Genomic DNA, 15,061 nt, shown 5'->3' with positions numbered 1-15,061 from the left:
GCCTCCGCCGCCGCCGCCGGAGCCGGAACGCGGGTAACCGAAACCCTCCCTTGAGCCGGCATTGATCTCCCGCCGGATTCGAGAGCCTGGCCCGCCGGCCTCCCTGTCCGGCGGGCCAATATTTTGCCTGTCAGGAGCGCGCCGACTTGGGTCTTGCAAGCGGCATCAGCAGCCGCATCATGCCGACCGCGAAGATGACGGCGATGGCGAATTGCACAACACGCGCGCCCCAGGTGCCGCTGTTGCCGGCGCCCTTGAGCAAGGCCAGGCCAAAGATGACCATCGTCGCATTGTAGGCAAGCAAGGCATTGCCGCCGCGGACACCGCCCTTCACGATCCGGTCTCCGAACGCGACGCCGATGATGAAGGTGATCAGGCCGAGCGACGCGAGCGAAGGTGCGATGCTCAGCAGGTAAAATGCGGCTACGGCGACAAACCCGCCGAGGAAATTGCCGGTCAGTTTTGCCCACCCAGCGGCGGCGCCGCGTTCCTCCTCCATCTTCGCGATCAGCAAGACGGTGGTCAGCAATACCGGGATCGCGTCGGTCAGCCCAAACGACAGGTAGACAAGCATGACGGGCAGGACGATCGCTGTCCCGACCAGTGCGACCGTCACCGGATACTCGGCGGGAGGCGCCGGCGGGTCGGGGCTCTTAGGCGAAGGCAAAGGCCAGATAGCAAAGCTCAGCCAATCGAACAGGACGGCTAGGAGCATTGCCCGAACCAGCATTCCCGGCAGGACGCCGGCAAACTGCGAGACGGTCAGTGAGACCACCGGAATCACTGCCATGCAAATGAGGAGCAGCGTCAGGGGCAGAGCCCCCTTGCCATGCGCTAGTCCGGCGAACGCCAGGAACATGATCAAGCCTACGGCCATGAAAAGCACATAGGGTGCCTGGCTGAGCCACATGGTGAGGAAGAAAGCGAGCCACGCCGACAGCGCCATCACGACGACCAAAACCACGCCAACCTTGGGTGGTGGTGCGACCGGCAGGCTGGCGAGCAAGACGCCGGTGAGTACGGGGGCAAGCGCCGATGGCTGCCACCCCATATATTCGCAGGCAAGAAAGGATGCGGTCGTTCCGAATGCGAAGCGCAGGACGAAGTGCATGCGCGCAGAGTCCGCCGGATTGCGGGCGGCTTTGACCGGCAGGGCTGCCTCGCCCATTTTATTGCAGGTAGCTGAGGAGTGCGACGAGCCGGATCCAGAGCCGCCCGATCGGGTTCATCAGCGAACCGTCATTAGCGAAGATGATCACGTTCGCTTGGGCGCCGCTTCGGCCGACGTCGATGCCGGCGTCCTTGGCTTCGTCTGGCAGGATGAGGATGCGGACAGGAAAGCGTTGCGGATCGCGCACCCAGCCCTGGTCCGGAGGGTTTGATGACAATTGGCCGTTGGGCGCCTCGTCACCCTGGCTGACGCCCCAGCCGACGCTCTGCACTTTGCCGCGGAACAGCTTGCCCGGTTTGATATCGAGGGCGACGGTGACGTCCTGACCGGGCTCGACATTGCCCAGCTGGTTTTCACGCAGATCGGCCGAGATCCACCGGGGCCCGCTGTCAAGGAAACTCAAGAGCGGCTGCCCAGGGCCGACATACTGGCCGCGCGCCAGCCTCAGGTTGGTGACGATTCCGTTGGCCGGCGCGCGCACTTCCGTATTGCGCAGGTCAAGCCTCGCCTGGTCGACGGCGGCGAGCGCCTGCTTGACCTTGGGGTTGTTCATGCCGGGCGCCCCAAGATTGGCCCTGGCCTTTTCGAGATCCGCTTGCGCGCGGGTCAGGTCGGCTTCGGTTTTCGCGACCTCGGCGCGGGCCCGAATTCCCTGGGTTTCTGCAAGCGCCTTCTTGTCGACAAGGCCGGTGACGATCCCGCCGAGCTGGCGGTTGGCAGCAAGATCGACCCGCTGCTTGGTCAGCATGGCCTGCGCCGATGCGACATCGGCGACGGAGACGTCGGCCGCTTGCAGCGCCACCGACAGATTGGCTTCGGCGGAGCGAAGTGCGACCTGATACGGCTCGGGATCTATGCGGAAGAGCAGCTGGCCCTTGCGCACCGCGCTGTTGTCCTTGACCCCGACTTCGACGACATCGCCGGCCACTTCCGGCGCTACCTGGGTCAGGAAAGTCTCGACCCGCGCCTGCGACGTATAGGGCGTGTAGCGGTCGGCGAGCACGTGATAGACGAACAACACCAGAAGCAGGATCAGCGCGACCAGGATGACCTTGCGCATCGGGCTTGCCGGCGGCTTGGCAGGCCCGATATCGATTTCGGTTGCGACCGGTCCGGGCGCTGTACCAGATGGAGCCGACGCCGGCTGAGCGCCTTCGGTCATTTCTTGCTTCCCCCCGATTGAACAGTGGATGCGGCATTGGCCGGAGCGCCAACCCAGTCGCCGCCGAGCGCGCGATAGAGATTCACCAGGGCGCGCTGATAGTCGCCGCGCGCGGATGCGTATTGAAGCTCTGAGTTGAACAGGCTGCGTTCCGTATCCAGCACCTCGAGATAGTCTGAGTATCCGTTTTCGTAGCGCTCATTGGCGAGCTCAACTCCGCGCTGGAGCGTGGAGACACGAAGGCGAATGGCTTCGCGGAATTCGGCGGCGTGCTGGACGGCAGCGAGAGCGTCGTCGACATCCCTGAAGGCGTTCTGGATAACCTTCTCATAATTGGCGAGTGACTGGTCACGGCGTGCGGTTGCCTGGTCGACGGCGGCGGTTAGCCCGCCCCCCGTGTAGATTGGACCGGCGACGTCGCCTGTAAACGACCAGGTGTGAGCATCGCCCGAGAATAGCCGCCCAAGCGATGGGCTGGCGAGACCGAGCAGGCCGGTCAGGGTGATGCGTGGGAAGAAAAGGGCGCGCGCCGATCCAATCAAGGCATTGGATGCGATGAGTTGCTGTTCCGCCTGCCGGATGTCCGGCCGTCGCGCCAACAGCTCGGACGGAATGCCTGCCGGGATCGTCAGCTGGCCATAATTGGCAATCTCGGCCGGCGTTGCTCGTGCAATCGGGCCCGGATTGCGGCCGACGAGGACGGACAGCGCGTTTTCCTGTTGTGCAATGGCCTGACGGATTGGAGGCAGCGACGCCACCGCCGCCTGATATTCGCTGCGGACCTGAGCCATTTCGAACTCGGAAATCCAGCCGGCGGCAAGCCGCTTTTCGAAGACATCGACGGACTTCGCGCGCCCCGCCACCGTCTGCTCCGAAACCCGCAGTTGCTCGTCGAGGTCGAGCAAGGTGACGTAGCCAATGATGACCGACGAGATCAGGGTGAGCGTTACGCCCTGGCGAGCTTCCTCGCTTGCCAGCAAATTCGCGCGCGCTGCTTCGGTTTCCCTGCGAATGCGGCCCCAGAGATCGATCTCCCAGCTGGCCGACAGCAGTCCGCTCCAGGTCGTGCTCAGCGGATCCACTATGGAGGGGATCATCTCCTTGCTGGCGCGGCTACGATTGCCGCTGAGCCCATAGCCCACTTGCGGGAACCCTTGGGAACGGGTGCCGGCTAGCACCGCTGCAAATTCGTCGACGCGAGCGGTGGCGATGCGAAGGTCGCGGTTGTTCGACAAGGCCTCGGTGACCAGCGCATCAAGCCGCGGATCGCCATAGCCTGTCCACCAATGATCCCGGATTTCCGAAGGCGTCAGAAGCGTTGCCGTGCGATAAGCGTCGGGCACTTCGACCATCGGCCTGGTGTAGTCAGGGCCCTGGACGCAGCCCGCCAGAATCGAGGCGCAGCAGGCCGTCGCCGCCAGGCGCGCCAGCGCTCGCTTCGGCTTGCCATGCTCCGCCCTCATGTCTCCCGTTATGAAGGGGCGGCAATTGCGGTGAATTAGGGGATTCCGTAAATCGACTGGGTAATAATCCTGAGGCGGAAAGTCCTCAGCCGGCCATGCCCACAGGCATCAACACTTCCAGCCGATTGCCTTCCCGCGTCTCCCGATAGTCGATGATCTCAGCCCAGGCGCGGACGATGTCGATGCCTGCCCCGCCGCCGCGATCGCTCCTCCTGCCGCTCGGGGCCGCGCGCGGATCGAACGCCGGGCTGGGATCGACCAAGGTGAGGTGCAGGCCATCCGGCTCTACTATCAGGCTCATCTCAATCTCATGGTCGGCGGTCAGGCCGCCATGGTCGTAGAGATTGGTCAGCAGCTCCTCGATGATGATGCAGAGCCGGGCCGTTTCCTCATCGGTCAGCCATTGTTCCTCGGCGAAGGCGCGGGCGGCCGCCAATGCCTGGCCGACGGCGTCGCTCCCTTTGAGCCGCAAAGTCGCGCGCTCCGGATTCGATTCGCTTGAGCTCACGCGAATCGCTATGTCACTTTCCCGTAACGGTTGGGAGGCCTACCGTGCGGGGCATTGCTATTGGACTGGGCCTGATCGCCCTCATCGCGACTTCGGACGCAGCAGCGGAAATCGCGCGCATCAAGACATCGAGCGGAACGGCAACAGTCGTTCGCGGCAGCCAGAAACTGAAGCCGGCGCCCGGCCTGCAACTGGAGGCACGCGACACGCTCGTCACCGGTAAGGACGGCCGCATGGCCGTTACCTTCATCGACAACACCCGCTTCGCCGTCGGTCCGAACAGCAGCGTGTCGGTCAGCGAATTTCAATATGACCGGACGCAGCAGAAGGGCGCGATGGTGACTCAGGTCGACCGCGGCTCGCTCGCGGTCGTCTCCGGCAAGATTGCGAAGTCGAACCGCGACGCGATGAAAGTGCGGACGCCCAACACCTTGCTCGGGGTGCGTGGCACCAAGTTCATCGTCGAGGTCCCACAGTGAGCCGCGCCTGGCTCATCGCCGCGCCCCTGCTGCTTGCCGGCTGCGCGACCTCATCGCTTGTGCTCATGCCGGACGACGAAGGACACCAGGGTTCGGTGGCGGTGCTCGAGGCGAACGGCAAGCCGACCGAAGCGGTCATTTCCGAACAGAGCCGGACCAAGCTCGGCGATGCGACTCCGAACTCGAAGCCATTAGGTGCGGATGGGCTCAAGAAGGATGAGGCCGCGCTCCTGACCAACCTGCCGCCGCCGGCGAAGAGCTTCCTGCTCTATTTTGACCAGGGCACCGTCAATCTCGTGCCGTCGTCCGCGGGCGTGCTCGCCAACCTTCGTGCCGAAATCGCATCGCGGTCGGGGCCGGAGGTCGAAGTTATCGGCCACACCGACACCGTCGGCAGCGCCGAGGATAACGACAAACTGTCAGTACGCCGGGCCGAGCAGGTCCTGGAATGGCTGGTCAGCCAGGGTTTTGACCGCTCCGAAATGTCCGCGGTCGGGCGCGGTGAGCGCGACCTCAAGGTTGCGACGGAAGACAACACCGACAATGCCGCCAATCGCCGCGTCGAGGTGATCGTCCGCTAACCGCCGATGTAACGGATCGCCATCACTGTCAGGTCGTCGGTGGCTTCCGTGCCCGCCTCGAAGTTGCGCACTTCATCGCGGACCGCTTCGCAGATCGCAGTCGCGCTCCGTGCCCATGCGTCTTTTCCACCGAGGATACGGTCGCGGCCGAAAAGCTCTTCCGCAGCGTTCTGGGCTTCGGTGACGCCATCGGTGACGAGTACCAAGGTCTCGCCGGGCTGGAGTTGGATCTTCTCCAGCGGGAAGGGGAATTCGGCGATGGAGAACGGCGGCCCCCCGTCGAGTTTCAGCCGCTCGATGTTACCGTCGGAATCGAGGCGCAGCGGGTCCTCATGCCCCGCGCAAACCAATTCGATGGCTCCCGATTTGAGGTCGAGGATCCCCAGCAGCATAGTGACGCTCATCGCCTCGCTATTGTCTTTCAGCAGCTCCAGGTTGACGGCATCGGCCATGCCGGCGACGTCGACCTGCATCCGCGATAAGGCCGCGCTCGTGAGTGCCTTTGACATGGCCATGAAAAGGGCCGCCGGAACGCCCTTGCCGGTGACGTCCGCGACGGCGAAGCCAAGCCGGTCCGGGCCGATCATCATCGCATCGTAGAAGTCGCCGCCGACGGATTTGGCGGGCTCAAGTAGTGCATCGAGATCGACGCGCGGGTCGAGCTTCTGGAGTCGGGTACGGGCCGGAACCATGCCGAGCTGGATCGCGCGGGCCGCCTGCAGTTCGCCCTGCGTCTCGGCAGCGGCAACCCGCTCATGGACGAGGGCGTCGCGCAGCCGCTCGCGCTCGATCCGGGCCAAGGCGAACAATCCCATCGCGACTCCGGCGACGGAACCGAGACCGACAAGAGCTGGGCGGGCCGGGTCGAGGAGCAGGCCAGCGTTCTCGAAGAGGAGCCAGCTGGCCACCGGAAGCGCGGCGAAGACGATCGCGAGAAGGAAACGATAGCCGCGGCCGAACAGGGCATTTCCCAAAGCCAGGAACGCGAGCATGGCGGCTGCCGCCCATTCCGCGGCGGGCGCCCAGCGTGGGCGCTGCAGCCAGCCGCCGCGCAGGATCGTGTCCACCGACTGGGCCTGGATCAGCGGCCCGAATTCGACGGAGTTGAGCGGCGTGGCTGCAATGTCGGCCGTGCCTTCGGCGGTCATGCCGACGATCACCGGCTTGCCCTTGAAGACATCGGCCTTCAGCGGCTTGTCGTCGCCCAGGATCCGGGCCGCCGAAATGATCCGGTCGCTCGGGAATCGGCCAAAGTGCAGGCGCACCCTGCCATGCGCGTCCACCGGCACTTTGCGATGGCCGATGGCGAGCGCGGCGGGCGTCGATTTTACGCTTTCGGCGTCGACGGCATTGCGCGCGATTTCCGCCGACAGGCTCAGCCTCGGCCGGCTGCCGACACGGAGGATCAAGGGCATGTCGCGCACAACCCCGTCATTATCGGGCCGTCCGTTCATCAGCCCGGTGCCGAGCGCGACCTCGTCCAGTTCCGGAATCGATGCGAGCTCCGCAGGAAAGGTATCGATTTTCGAGGGTAGCTTGCCCGTAATCGGAGCGTCCGCAAGCTGCGGCTGTTCCTCCGGTGCGCGTTCCACGCCCGCATGGCCAAGTACAACGGGCGACTGTCCAATGACGGTGCTGAAGATCTGGTCGGTGGGCTGCATGCGCTGCACTTCCGCGACGACAGCTGGGCTTAACTCAGGGTAGATGGATATCAGCGTTTCGGGACTGACCCGGTCATGTTCGGGAAACATCATGTCGAAGGCGACGACCTTCGCGCCGCGCGCCTTCAGTTCTTCGGTCAGTCGCGCCAGATAATATCGGGACCAGGGCCACGGGCCGATCATTTGAATGCTGAAGTCGTCGATCATGACGACGCGCACGTCGGTCCCGGACAAATCTCGAGGCATCACCTTTTGCCAGCCGTCGAACACCCCGCGCTGCATTCGCTCGCCAACGGCAAGGCTGAGGAGCACGGCGATCAGCGTCATCGCCAGCCAGGTGAAGAGCACCCGGCGGCGTGGCCCTGAAAATTCAGAGGCGGACTTCGAGTCCGTCATAGGAACAAATGACATTCAGCGCCGGGCCGTCGCGGGTCAGTTCTTCGTAGCGGATCGTCTCCTGGTGCATCCGCTCGATGTCCTCGTCGTCGTAGGTCGGCTCGTGGTGGAAGAGGGCCAGCGTCTTCGCCTTCGCTTCATGGCACAGGTCGACCGCGACGATGTTGCTGGAATGGCCCCAGTCTTCCTTCATCGAAACGCTGTCGGCGAGCGAGTACATGGTGTCGCAAATGACGAGATCGGCCTCGCGGAAGAAATGGATGAAGGCGGCCTCGACCGCCATCTTCTCCAGCTTGTGCTCGCTGTCGGTGCTGTAGATGACCGACCGTCCGGTGATGTCGGTGAAACGATAACCGTAGCTGCCGTGGCTGTGGTGCTGCAGCTTGGTCTCCACCTTCACGCCGTCGATCTCGTAAGTCTCGCCGGGGGTTAGCGTGACGAATTCGAAAGTCGCGCGCAGCCAGTCGAACGGGACGGGGAAGGAGATTTCCTCCTGCTGGCGGCGGAGCGCTTCCTCCGCATCGGGGTGGCCGGAATGGATGCGGATCATCGCTTCCGGATCGAACGCCGGCACGAAAAACGGGAAGCCCATGATGTGGTCCCAGTGCAGGTGGGACAGGAAGAAATTATAGACCTTGGGATGACCGCCGGCGTTGCGTCGCATGGAGTCGAGACCGAATTGCCTGAGGCCGCTCCCCATGTCGCAGATCAGATATGAACCATTGCCGGCTTCGATTTCAACGCACGGAGTGGCGCCGCCATACGTACCGCCGGCGGCGAAGCTGAGGTCGTTCTCGACGAACTTCTCTGCCTCGACCTCGTCCGCGAACTTGCGCCCGTCTGAGGCGACCAAAGCATGCGCGATCTTTTTCTGGATGATGTCCGCGGTCGGCGCGACCGGCAGCGATCCGCGAGTGCCCCAAAACCGCGCCAGCATGTTCCCGCTGCCCCTCCGCTTGCGCCCGAACTAGGGCGCGGCCTCGACCGTGTCGGTGATCTTGAACAATTTGTCGTAGCGGCTGATCGCCAGGATCTCGCGCATCACGTCGTTAGGTGAGGCGAGCTCGACCTCGACGCCGGCTTCCTGTCCTTCGCGCTTGGCGACGGTAAGCACGCGCAGGCCGCGCGACGACATATAATCGAGGCCGGTCAGGTCGATGATCATGCGCTTCAATCGCGCCTGTTGCGCCTTCTCGATGCCGTCGCTCAGGCCGACCCCGAAGGCCACCCACGTGGCTTCGTCGACCCGTCCGCGGATCGCGACCACCATCGCATCGCCGCGCTCGTCGAAAGAATAGTCCATGCCTCGCCCCTTCGAACGGACTCGGCGTGGATACCGGCAATCGGGCCGGTCGTGCAAACAGGGTAAGTCGGTAGGAGCTGTGCTTACAGTTCGGCGGCCATCGCCGACAGCATTGCCGATGCGCCCTTTTCGGCTTCATCGACGTGCTGCCGCATCGGCGCGAACAGCTCGCGGCCGGTGCCGACCGGAGGCGGCGGCGCTTCGGCGGCATCGCGAGAGTCGAGGTCTGCGCCGAGCGCCTCCAACACGCCGTCATGTCCGCAAAGCCGGACGGCATCGCCGTCGCGAAGGCGCGCCAGCGGGCCGTCAGGCAGGGCCTCGGGCGAAACATGGATTGCCGCGGGAACCTTGCCGCTGGCGCCGGACATGCGGCCGTCGGTGACCAGCGCGACGCGATGGCCGCGATCCTGAAGCACGCCGAGGGCAGGGGTCAGCTTATGCAATTCCGGCATGCCGTTGGAGCGCGGGCCCTGGAAGCGGACAACGACGACGCAATCGCGATCAAGCTCGCCCTTCCGGAAGGCCTCGAGAACCTGATCCTGATTCGGGAAGCAGAGCGCCGGTGCCTCGATCGTCCAGCGCTCCTTGTCGACGGCGCTGGTCTTGAAAATGGCGCGGCCGAGGTTGCCGCTGACCAGGCGCATGCCGCCGTCGGGAAGAAAGGGCTCGGTCGCGGGCCGCAGGACGTCGATGTCGCTACTTTCCTCCGCGGGCTTCCAGACCAGCTCGTCGCCGTGCATTTCGGGCATGCCGATATAGGCCGATTGGTTGTCGGCGCCAGCCGGCAGGACGTCGGTGTGGAGCAGACCTTCATTGCCCAAAGTATAGGCCACAAAGCCCGTGCCGCCGGCGGCATGGAAGTCGTTCACGTCCGCTGATCCGCTTGGATAGACGCGCGCGATCAACGGGACTGCCGACGAGAGCTCGTCTAAGTCCTGCCAGTCGATGGCGATGCCGGCGGCCCGCGCGATCGCCGGCAGGTGAATGGCATGGTTGGTCGAGCCGCCGGTGGCAAGCAGGCCGATGGCCGCATTGACGATGGCTCTCTCGTCGACGACCTCGGCAAGCGGGCGTTTCCCCGACTTCCCAAGCGCGGCGAGGCGATGGACGGCTTCGCGGGTCAGCGCCTGGCGCAACGGCGTGTTCGGATTGGCAAAGGCTGCACCTGGCACGTGCAAGCCCATCAGCTCCATCATCATCTGGTTGCTGTTGGCGGTGCCGTAGAAGGTGCAGGTGCCAGCGGAATGATAGGAGGCCGCCTCGGCCACGAGCAGCTCCTCCTTGCTCGCCCTGCCCTCGGCGTAGAGCTGGCGAACCCGCTGCTTTTCCTTGTTGGCCAGGCCCGAAGGCATTGGCCCGCCGGGAATTAGCAGCGTCGGCAAATGCCCGAAGCGCAGCGCACCGATCAGCATGCCGGGGACGATCTTGTCGCAAATGCCGAGCATGGCGACGGCGTCGAACATGCCGTGCGAGAGGGAAACCGCCGTCGCCATTGCGATGACGTCGCGGCTGAACAGGGACAGGTCCATGCCCGGTTGCCCCTGCGTCACGCCATCGCACATCGCCGGAACGCCGCCGGCAACCTGCGCGGTCGCCCCGGCTTCGCGGGCGAAAATCTTGATCTGCTCGGGATAGCGTCCGTACGGCTGGTGCGCCGACAGCATGTCGTTGAAGGCCGTGACTATGCCGATGTTCGGCCCGGCCAGCCGCTTGATTGCTTCCTTGTCCTCGCCGGCGGCGGCGAAGCCATGCGCGAAATTGCCGCAGCTGAGGCGCGCCCGGCGGATGCCGCGCTCCTTCTCCGCGGCCATCAGGTCGAGATAGCGGCGGCGCGTCGGCTTTGAACGCTCGATGATCCGGTCGGTGACGCGCGAGATCGTCGGATGAAGGCTTGTCATTCGTGCCAGCTGACGCCGTCGCGCTCCGCCAGTGCGATGGCCGATGACGGTCCCCATGTCCCCGCCGCATAAGGCTTGGGCGTTACGCCTGCTGCCGTCCACCCGGCCCGAATTTCGTCGATCCAGGCCCATTGCGCTTCGACTTCGTCGCGGCGGACGAAAAGGGTCGGGTCGCCCTCGATCAGGTCGAGCAGCAGGCGCTCGTAGGCAATGCGGCGGCGATATTCGCTGAAGGCATTGGCGAGGCCGAGGTTAAGCGGGACGTCGCGCAGTCGAACACCGTCGCGGCCCAGGCCCGGCGTCTTTGCCATCAGCTCCAGGCTGATCGTTTCCTCGGGCTGCAGGCTGATGAGCAGGCTGTTCGGCCGTGACACCGCCCCGCGCCTGGCAAAGATGTCGTAAGGCACCGCCTTGAACTGGATGTAGATCTCGGAGTCGCGGACCGGCATCCGCTTGCCGGTACGGAGGTAGAAGGGCACGTCCTTCCAGCGCCAATTGTCGACATGAGCCTTCAGCGCGACAAAGGTCTCGGTCTGGCTGTCGCGGCCAAGTTCTTCATCATAGGAAGGCACCGGCTCGCCATCGATCGCGCCCTTGCCGAACTGGCCGATCACGGTGTCGGCGAGAGTCATCGGCCGGAGCGAGCGGAGCACCTTCACTTTCTCGTCGCGAACCGAAGTCGCATCCAGCCCCGCTGGCGGCTCCATTGCCACCAGCGCGAGCAGTTGCAGCATGTGGTTCTGCACCATGTCGCGCAGGGCACCGGCGCCGTCATAATAATCGCCGCGGCCCTCCAGTCCGACCGTTTCGGCCACAGTGATCTGGATGTGGTCGATATGCGACGAATTCCACAGCGGCTCGAACAGCGAGTTGGCGAACCGCAGGGCCAGGAGATTCTGGACGGTCTCCTTGCCGAGATAATGGTCGATGCGGAACGTCCGCTCTTCGGGGAAGTGGGCAGCGACGGCGTCGTTGATCTGGCGGCTCGAGGCAAGGTCGCTGCCGAGCGGCTTTTCGAGGGCCATTCGGACATCCGCGCATGCGAGGCCGACCGACGCCAGCCCGTCGATGGTCGGCTTGAACAGCGACGGGGCCGTCGACAGGAAGATCGCCAGGCCGGAATCGCATTTGCCGACCGCATCGGCCAGTTTCGGGAAGTCTTCGAGGCGAGTGGCGTCGACGGCGATGTAAGACAGTCGCGCGAGGAATTTCTCTGCGACCGCGGCGTGATAGAATCCGTCGGGCAGATGTTGCTGAAGCGCTTCAAGCGCGCGTTCGCGATATTCCTCGGTGCTGAGCTCGGTCCGCGCGGTGCCGACGATCCGCAGGTCGGCAGGCAGCAGTCCATCGGCGTCTAGCCCGTAAAGCGAAGGCAGGAGCATCCGGCGGGCAAGGTCGCCCGTGGCGCCGAACAGCAGGAGAGTGGCGACCTTTTCCATCGCTCATGGCCTAATCGGTCGCAAGGCCGCTGTTAAGGGCGCGGCGGCCGGACGGTTCGTATCCGTAACGAAAAATGGCGGAAATTCGCCCCGGACTGGCGGGAAATCGCGGCGGCCTACGGGAACCGTTTCGGGCCAGTGTCGTTCCGCACATCGACCTCATGCGCCGACGCCAAGGGGGGCTTCCACGGGGGCCCGGGAGCATAGGCCACTGAATGAAAAGGGAGACTGTGTGATGAGGAAGTCCATTATCGCCGTTCTGCTCGCCGGCACAGTCAGCCTTGGTGCGTGCACCTCGGTTGACGACGCTCGCCTGTCGGACGTCGGAACCGGCGCCGCTGTCGGCGCTCTTGGCGGTGCCGCTGTTGGCGCCGTTGTCCCGGGTGTCAGCCCGATCACGGGCGCCGTCGTCGGCGCGGCCATCGGCGGCCTTACCGGCGCCGTCTGGTCCGACTCGAACAATGACGGCCGGGTCGATGGCTATACCTACAACGGCAATTACTATGCCGGCCAGCCGGCTGGCTATGACAATACTCTCGGCCATGTCGCGACTGGCGCTGCTGTCGGTGGCGTTGTCGGTGCGGGCGCCGGCGCCCTGATCCCGGGCGTCAGCGTCCTTGAAGGCGCGATCGCGGGCGCGGTCGTCGGCGGTCTCGCCGGTGCCATCTGGGCCGACAGCAACAATGACGGCCGGGTCGACGGCTATATGTACAACGGCCAATATTATGCCGGTACGCCGCAGACCAATCCGCCGCCGGCCGCTCCGGCGCCGATGGGCGCTGGCGAGCGCGGCTAACCAACCATGGCGCGCGTATTTGCGCCTTGTGAACTGCGCGCCGGACGCTTCGTGCGTTCGGCGCGCCTTTCCATTGGGGCGCTATTCCTTGCGGCAGCGTTGCCGATGCCGGCCGAGGCCGCGACTGCTTCCGTGGCTGTCGCGCAGGCCCAAGCCGGCCAATCGGTCGACGACTTCTACGCCGCCCGCGATGGCCGCCCGCTTTGGCTAAGCGAGGACGGCAGCAGCGGCGAGGCCGCCAATGCCCTGATGAATTTCCTGCGGACCGCCGACGCCGATGGCCTCAACTCCGCAAATTATCCGCTGCCGCAGTTGGAAAAGGCGCTTCGCTCAGCCTGGGGCGGATCTCGGTCCAAAGTTGGCAAGGCCGACCGGCTGCTGAGCCAGGCATTCGTCGCCTATGTCCGCGACCTCAAATCCATCCCCGCATCCGGCATGATCTGGGTCGACCCGGAGCTGCAGCCGCGTGCTCCCACTCCACGTCAGTTGCTCGATACCGCAGCCGGCGCGCCGTCGTTGGAAGCGTGGGTTTCGAACATGGGCTGGATGCATCCCATTTACGCCGGCCTTCGCCGCGCCATCGTCAATGGCGAGGGAGACCGGCAGCTCCTGCGGCTCAACCTCGAGCGCGCTCGCGCCCTGCCAAGCGGCAACGGCCGTTACATTCTCGTCAACGCCACCGCCCAGCAACTGACGATGTACGAAAACGGCCAACCGATCGATTCCATGAAGGTCGTCGTCGGCAAACCGAAGAACCCCACGCCGATGATGGCGGCGCTGATCCGCTTCGCTTCCCTAAACCCCTATTGGTACGTGCCGACCGATCTCGCTGCCGAGCGGATCGCGCCTAACGTCCTGAAGGAAGGCCTGCCCTACCTGAAGCACCAGGGCTATCAGGTGATGACGGACTGGAACGACAGCAGCACGGTGATCGACCCATCGACGATCGACTGGAAGGGGGTCGCCGACGGCACGACGCAAATCCATGTCCGCCAGCTTCCGGGCCGCGCCAATGCGATGGGGGTGATGAAGTTCATGTTCCCCAACAGCCAGGGCGTCTACCTGCACGACACGCCGCAAAAAGAGCTGCTGACCGAAGCCTCGCGGATGTTCAGCGGCGGCTGCGTGCGCCTGGAAGATGCGCCACGCCTCGGGCGCTGGCTATTTGGGCGAGATATCCAGGGAACGTCGAGCGAGACGGAGCATAGGGTCGACCTCGCTTTGCCCGTGCCGGTCTACATTACTTACTTCACGGTTTTGCCTGAAGGGTCGCAGCTGGCGACCTATCCGGACGTCTATGGTCGCGACAAGGAGAGGCTGGCGGCAGTGGGCTCGCCGGTGATGGCGGCTCGCTGAACTAGCGCGGCGACCAGTCGGGGTACCAGGTAATGTCCTGGGCCACCGCGTGGCCCTGCGGGTCGCGGGCCGGGCGGAAGCGGACCCAGGTCGTTGTCAACTGGCACATCAGCGCATCGACGCCTGAGTGGCCGCTGCTGCGGACGATCCGGCAATTGGACGGCACGCCATCGGCGCCGACGCGGATGCTAAGGCCGACGCTGCCGCGGGCCATACCGCTCATCTCCCGGATCCGGCGATATTCGCGATCGGGGATCTTGGTGACCTTTTGCGCAGGGGTGAAACCGCCGCCCCCATTGCCGCCACCGCCGAGACCGTTGCCATTGCCGCCGGCTCCCGTTCCGGTTCCTGCGTTGGCGGCTCCGGCGGACGCGGCACTGCCAGTGCCGGCGACCGGGGCGGCCACAATTGGCGATGTGGCCGGCACCTCGATCTTCGGCTTGGGTGCCACGACCGGCGTCGGGTTGGCTTTCTTCCCGACTTCGCCGGGGTCGCCTTTGGCCGGACTTTTCTTCTGCTCGACGACAGACGGGGGCGGCGGAGGCAAGGTGACGTCGAAGGTTTCGAGCACATCGCTTCGTCTCTGGGAAACGTGGGTGACCAGGCCGGTAAGGAAGGCCGCGCCAATGGCGATATGCACGACGAGCGCCGCCGCGGCGGCCTTGGCCCTGTCGGGGTTGCTTTGGCGATATCCTGCCATGACCGGCTCCGATTGAAGCAACGCACGAGGCGCCGGATGGTTGGCTCACAGCCCGCCCTGTCTGCCGAATGTAAATTTTTGTTAACCACGTCGATTTATCTCTCAGTTAACAGCGCATGCCATTAATAAGGCTGCGTTTTGTGGATCG

At 64.7% G+C, this 15,061-nt stretch carries 14 protein-coding genes; 4 read left to right on the top strand and 10 right to left on the bottom strand.

Features of this window, described 5'->3' with window-relative positions; all coding sequences use genetic code 11:
* Positions 1–130: 130 nt before the first annotated feature.
* The 4 genes from LZ536_RS13000 to LZ536_RS12985 all read right to left on the bottom strand — a co-directional run bounded on the left by LZ536_RS13000 (position 131) and on the right by LZ536_RS12985 (position 4,304).
* Positions 131–1,168, bottom strand: coding sequence for a DUF2955 domain-containing protein (locus LZ536_RS13000; protein WP_249849202.1), 1,038 nt, complete (start codon positions 1,166–1,168; stop codon positions 131–133).
* Between the two features lies 1 nt (position 1,169).
* Positions 1,170–2,333 carry an HlyD family secretion protein gene (locus LZ536_RS12995; RefSeq protein WP_249849201.1) on the bottom strand — a complete coding sequence of 388 codons (1,164 nt, stop codon included), beginning with the start codon at positions 2,331–2,333 and terminating at the stop codon, positions 1,170–1,172.
* The gene (locus tag LZ536_RS12990) at positions 2,330–3,796 is read right to left on the bottom strand and encodes an efflux transporter outer membrane subunit (RefSeq protein ID WP_249849200.1); all 1,467 of its coding nucleotides are present in this window, start codon (positions 3,794–3,796) and stop codon (positions 2,330–2,332) included. The genes LZ536_RS12995 and LZ536_RS12990 overlap by 4 nt, the downstream gene beginning before the upstream one ends.
* Before the next feature lie 85 nt (positions 3,797–3,881).
* A complete protein-coding gene (locus LZ536_RS12985) occupies positions 3,882–4,304 on the bottom strand; it encodes an ATP-binding protein (RefSeq protein WP_249849199.1) in 423 nt (140 codons plus the stop codon).
* Positions 4,305–4,348: 44 nt separating this feature from the next.
* Here LZ536_RS12985 and LZ536_RS12980 point away from each other — a divergent pair, with 44 nt between their 5' ends.
* Both LZ536_RS12980 and LZ536_RS12975 read left to right on the top strand, forming a co-directional pair.
* Positions 4,349–4,783 carry a FecR family protein gene (locus tag LZ536_RS12980; protein ID WP_249849198.1) on the top strand — a complete coding sequence of 145 codons (435 nt, stop codon included), beginning with the start codon at positions 4,349–4,351 and terminating at the stop codon, positions 4,781–4,783.
* The gene (locus LZ536_RS12975) at positions 4,780–5,364 is read left to right on the top strand and encodes an OmpA family protein (protein WP_249849197.1); all 585 of its coding nucleotides are present in this window, start codon (positions 4,780–4,782) and stop codon (positions 5,362–5,364) included. Before LZ536_RS12980 ends, LZ536_RS12975 begins: the two co-directional genes overlap by 4 nt.
* Here the strand turns inward: LZ536_RS12975 and LZ536_RS12970 are convergent.
* From LZ536_RS12970 to zwf, 5 genes are all read right to left on the bottom strand, one after another.
* Positions 5,361–7,373, bottom strand: a complete 2,013-nt coding sequence (locus LZ536_RS12970; protein WP_249849196.1) for a CHASE2 domain-containing protein — start codon at positions 7,371–7,373, stop codon at positions 5,361–5,363. The genes LZ536_RS12975 and LZ536_RS12970 overlap by 4 nt on opposite strands.
* A gap of 22 nt (positions 7,374–7,395) precedes the next feature.
* Positions 7,396–8,358, bottom strand: coding sequence for an MBL fold metallo-hydrolase (locus tag LZ536_RS12965; RefSeq protein ID WP_249849195.1), 963 nt, complete (start codon positions 8,356–8,358; stop codon positions 7,396–7,398).
* 30 nt (positions 8,359–8,388) lie between these two features.
* Positions 8,389–8,724, bottom strand: a complete 336-nt coding sequence (locus tag LZ536_RS12960; RefSeq protein WP_249849194.1) for an STAS domain-containing protein — start codon at positions 8,722–8,724, stop codon at positions 8,389–8,391.
* A gap of 83 nt (positions 8,725–8,807) precedes the next feature.
* Entirely contained in the window at positions 8,808–10,622 is a 1,815-nt protein-coding gene (edd, locus tag LZ536_RS12955) for a phosphogluconate dehydratase (RefSeq protein WP_249849193.1), read from the bottom strand.
* Positions 10,619–12,061 carry a glucose-6-phosphate dehydrogenase gene (gene zwf / locus LZ536_RS12950; protein ID WP_249849192.1) on the bottom strand — a complete coding sequence of 481 codons (1,443 nt, stop codon included), beginning with the start codon at positions 12,059–12,061 and terminating at the stop codon, positions 10,619–10,621. The genes edd and zwf overlap by 4 nt, the downstream gene beginning before the upstream one ends.
* Positions 12,062–12,296: 235 nt before the next feature.
* On the opposite strand from zwf, the gene LZ536_RS12945 reads away from it, so the two are divergent.
* Positions 12,297–12,857 (top strand): YMGG-like glycine zipper-containing protein, encoded by a 561-nt coding sequence (locus LZ536_RS12945; protein ID WP_249849191.1) that lies wholly within the window; start codon positions 12,297–12,299, stop codon positions 12,855–12,857.
* Positions 12,858–12,863: 6 nt separating this feature from the next.
* Positions 12,864–14,213, top strand: coding sequence for a L,D-transpeptidase scaffold domain-containing protein (locus LZ536_RS12940; protein ID WP_249849190.1), 1,350 nt, complete (start codon positions 12,864–12,866; stop codon positions 14,211–14,213).
* Position 14,214: 1 nt separating this feature from the next.
* Here LZ536_RS12940 and LZ536_RS12935 read toward each other — a convergent pair whose 3' ends face one another.
* Positions 14,215–14,913 (bottom strand): energy transducer TonB family protein, encoded by a 699-nt coding sequence (locus LZ536_RS12935; RefSeq protein ID WP_249849189.1) that lies wholly within the window; start codon positions 14,911–14,913, stop codon positions 14,215–14,217.
* Positions 14,914–15,061: the final 148 nt, after the last annotated feature.

Origin of the sequence: Sphingomonas alba (genome assembly GCF_023516555.1) — a bacterium.
GTDB classification, from domain to species: domain Bacteria; phylum Pseudomonadota; class Alphaproteobacteria; order Sphingomonadales; family Sphingomonadaceae; genus Sphingomicrobium; species Sphingomicrobium album.
This window is presented reverse-complemented; position numbering and strand designations above follow the sequence as displayed.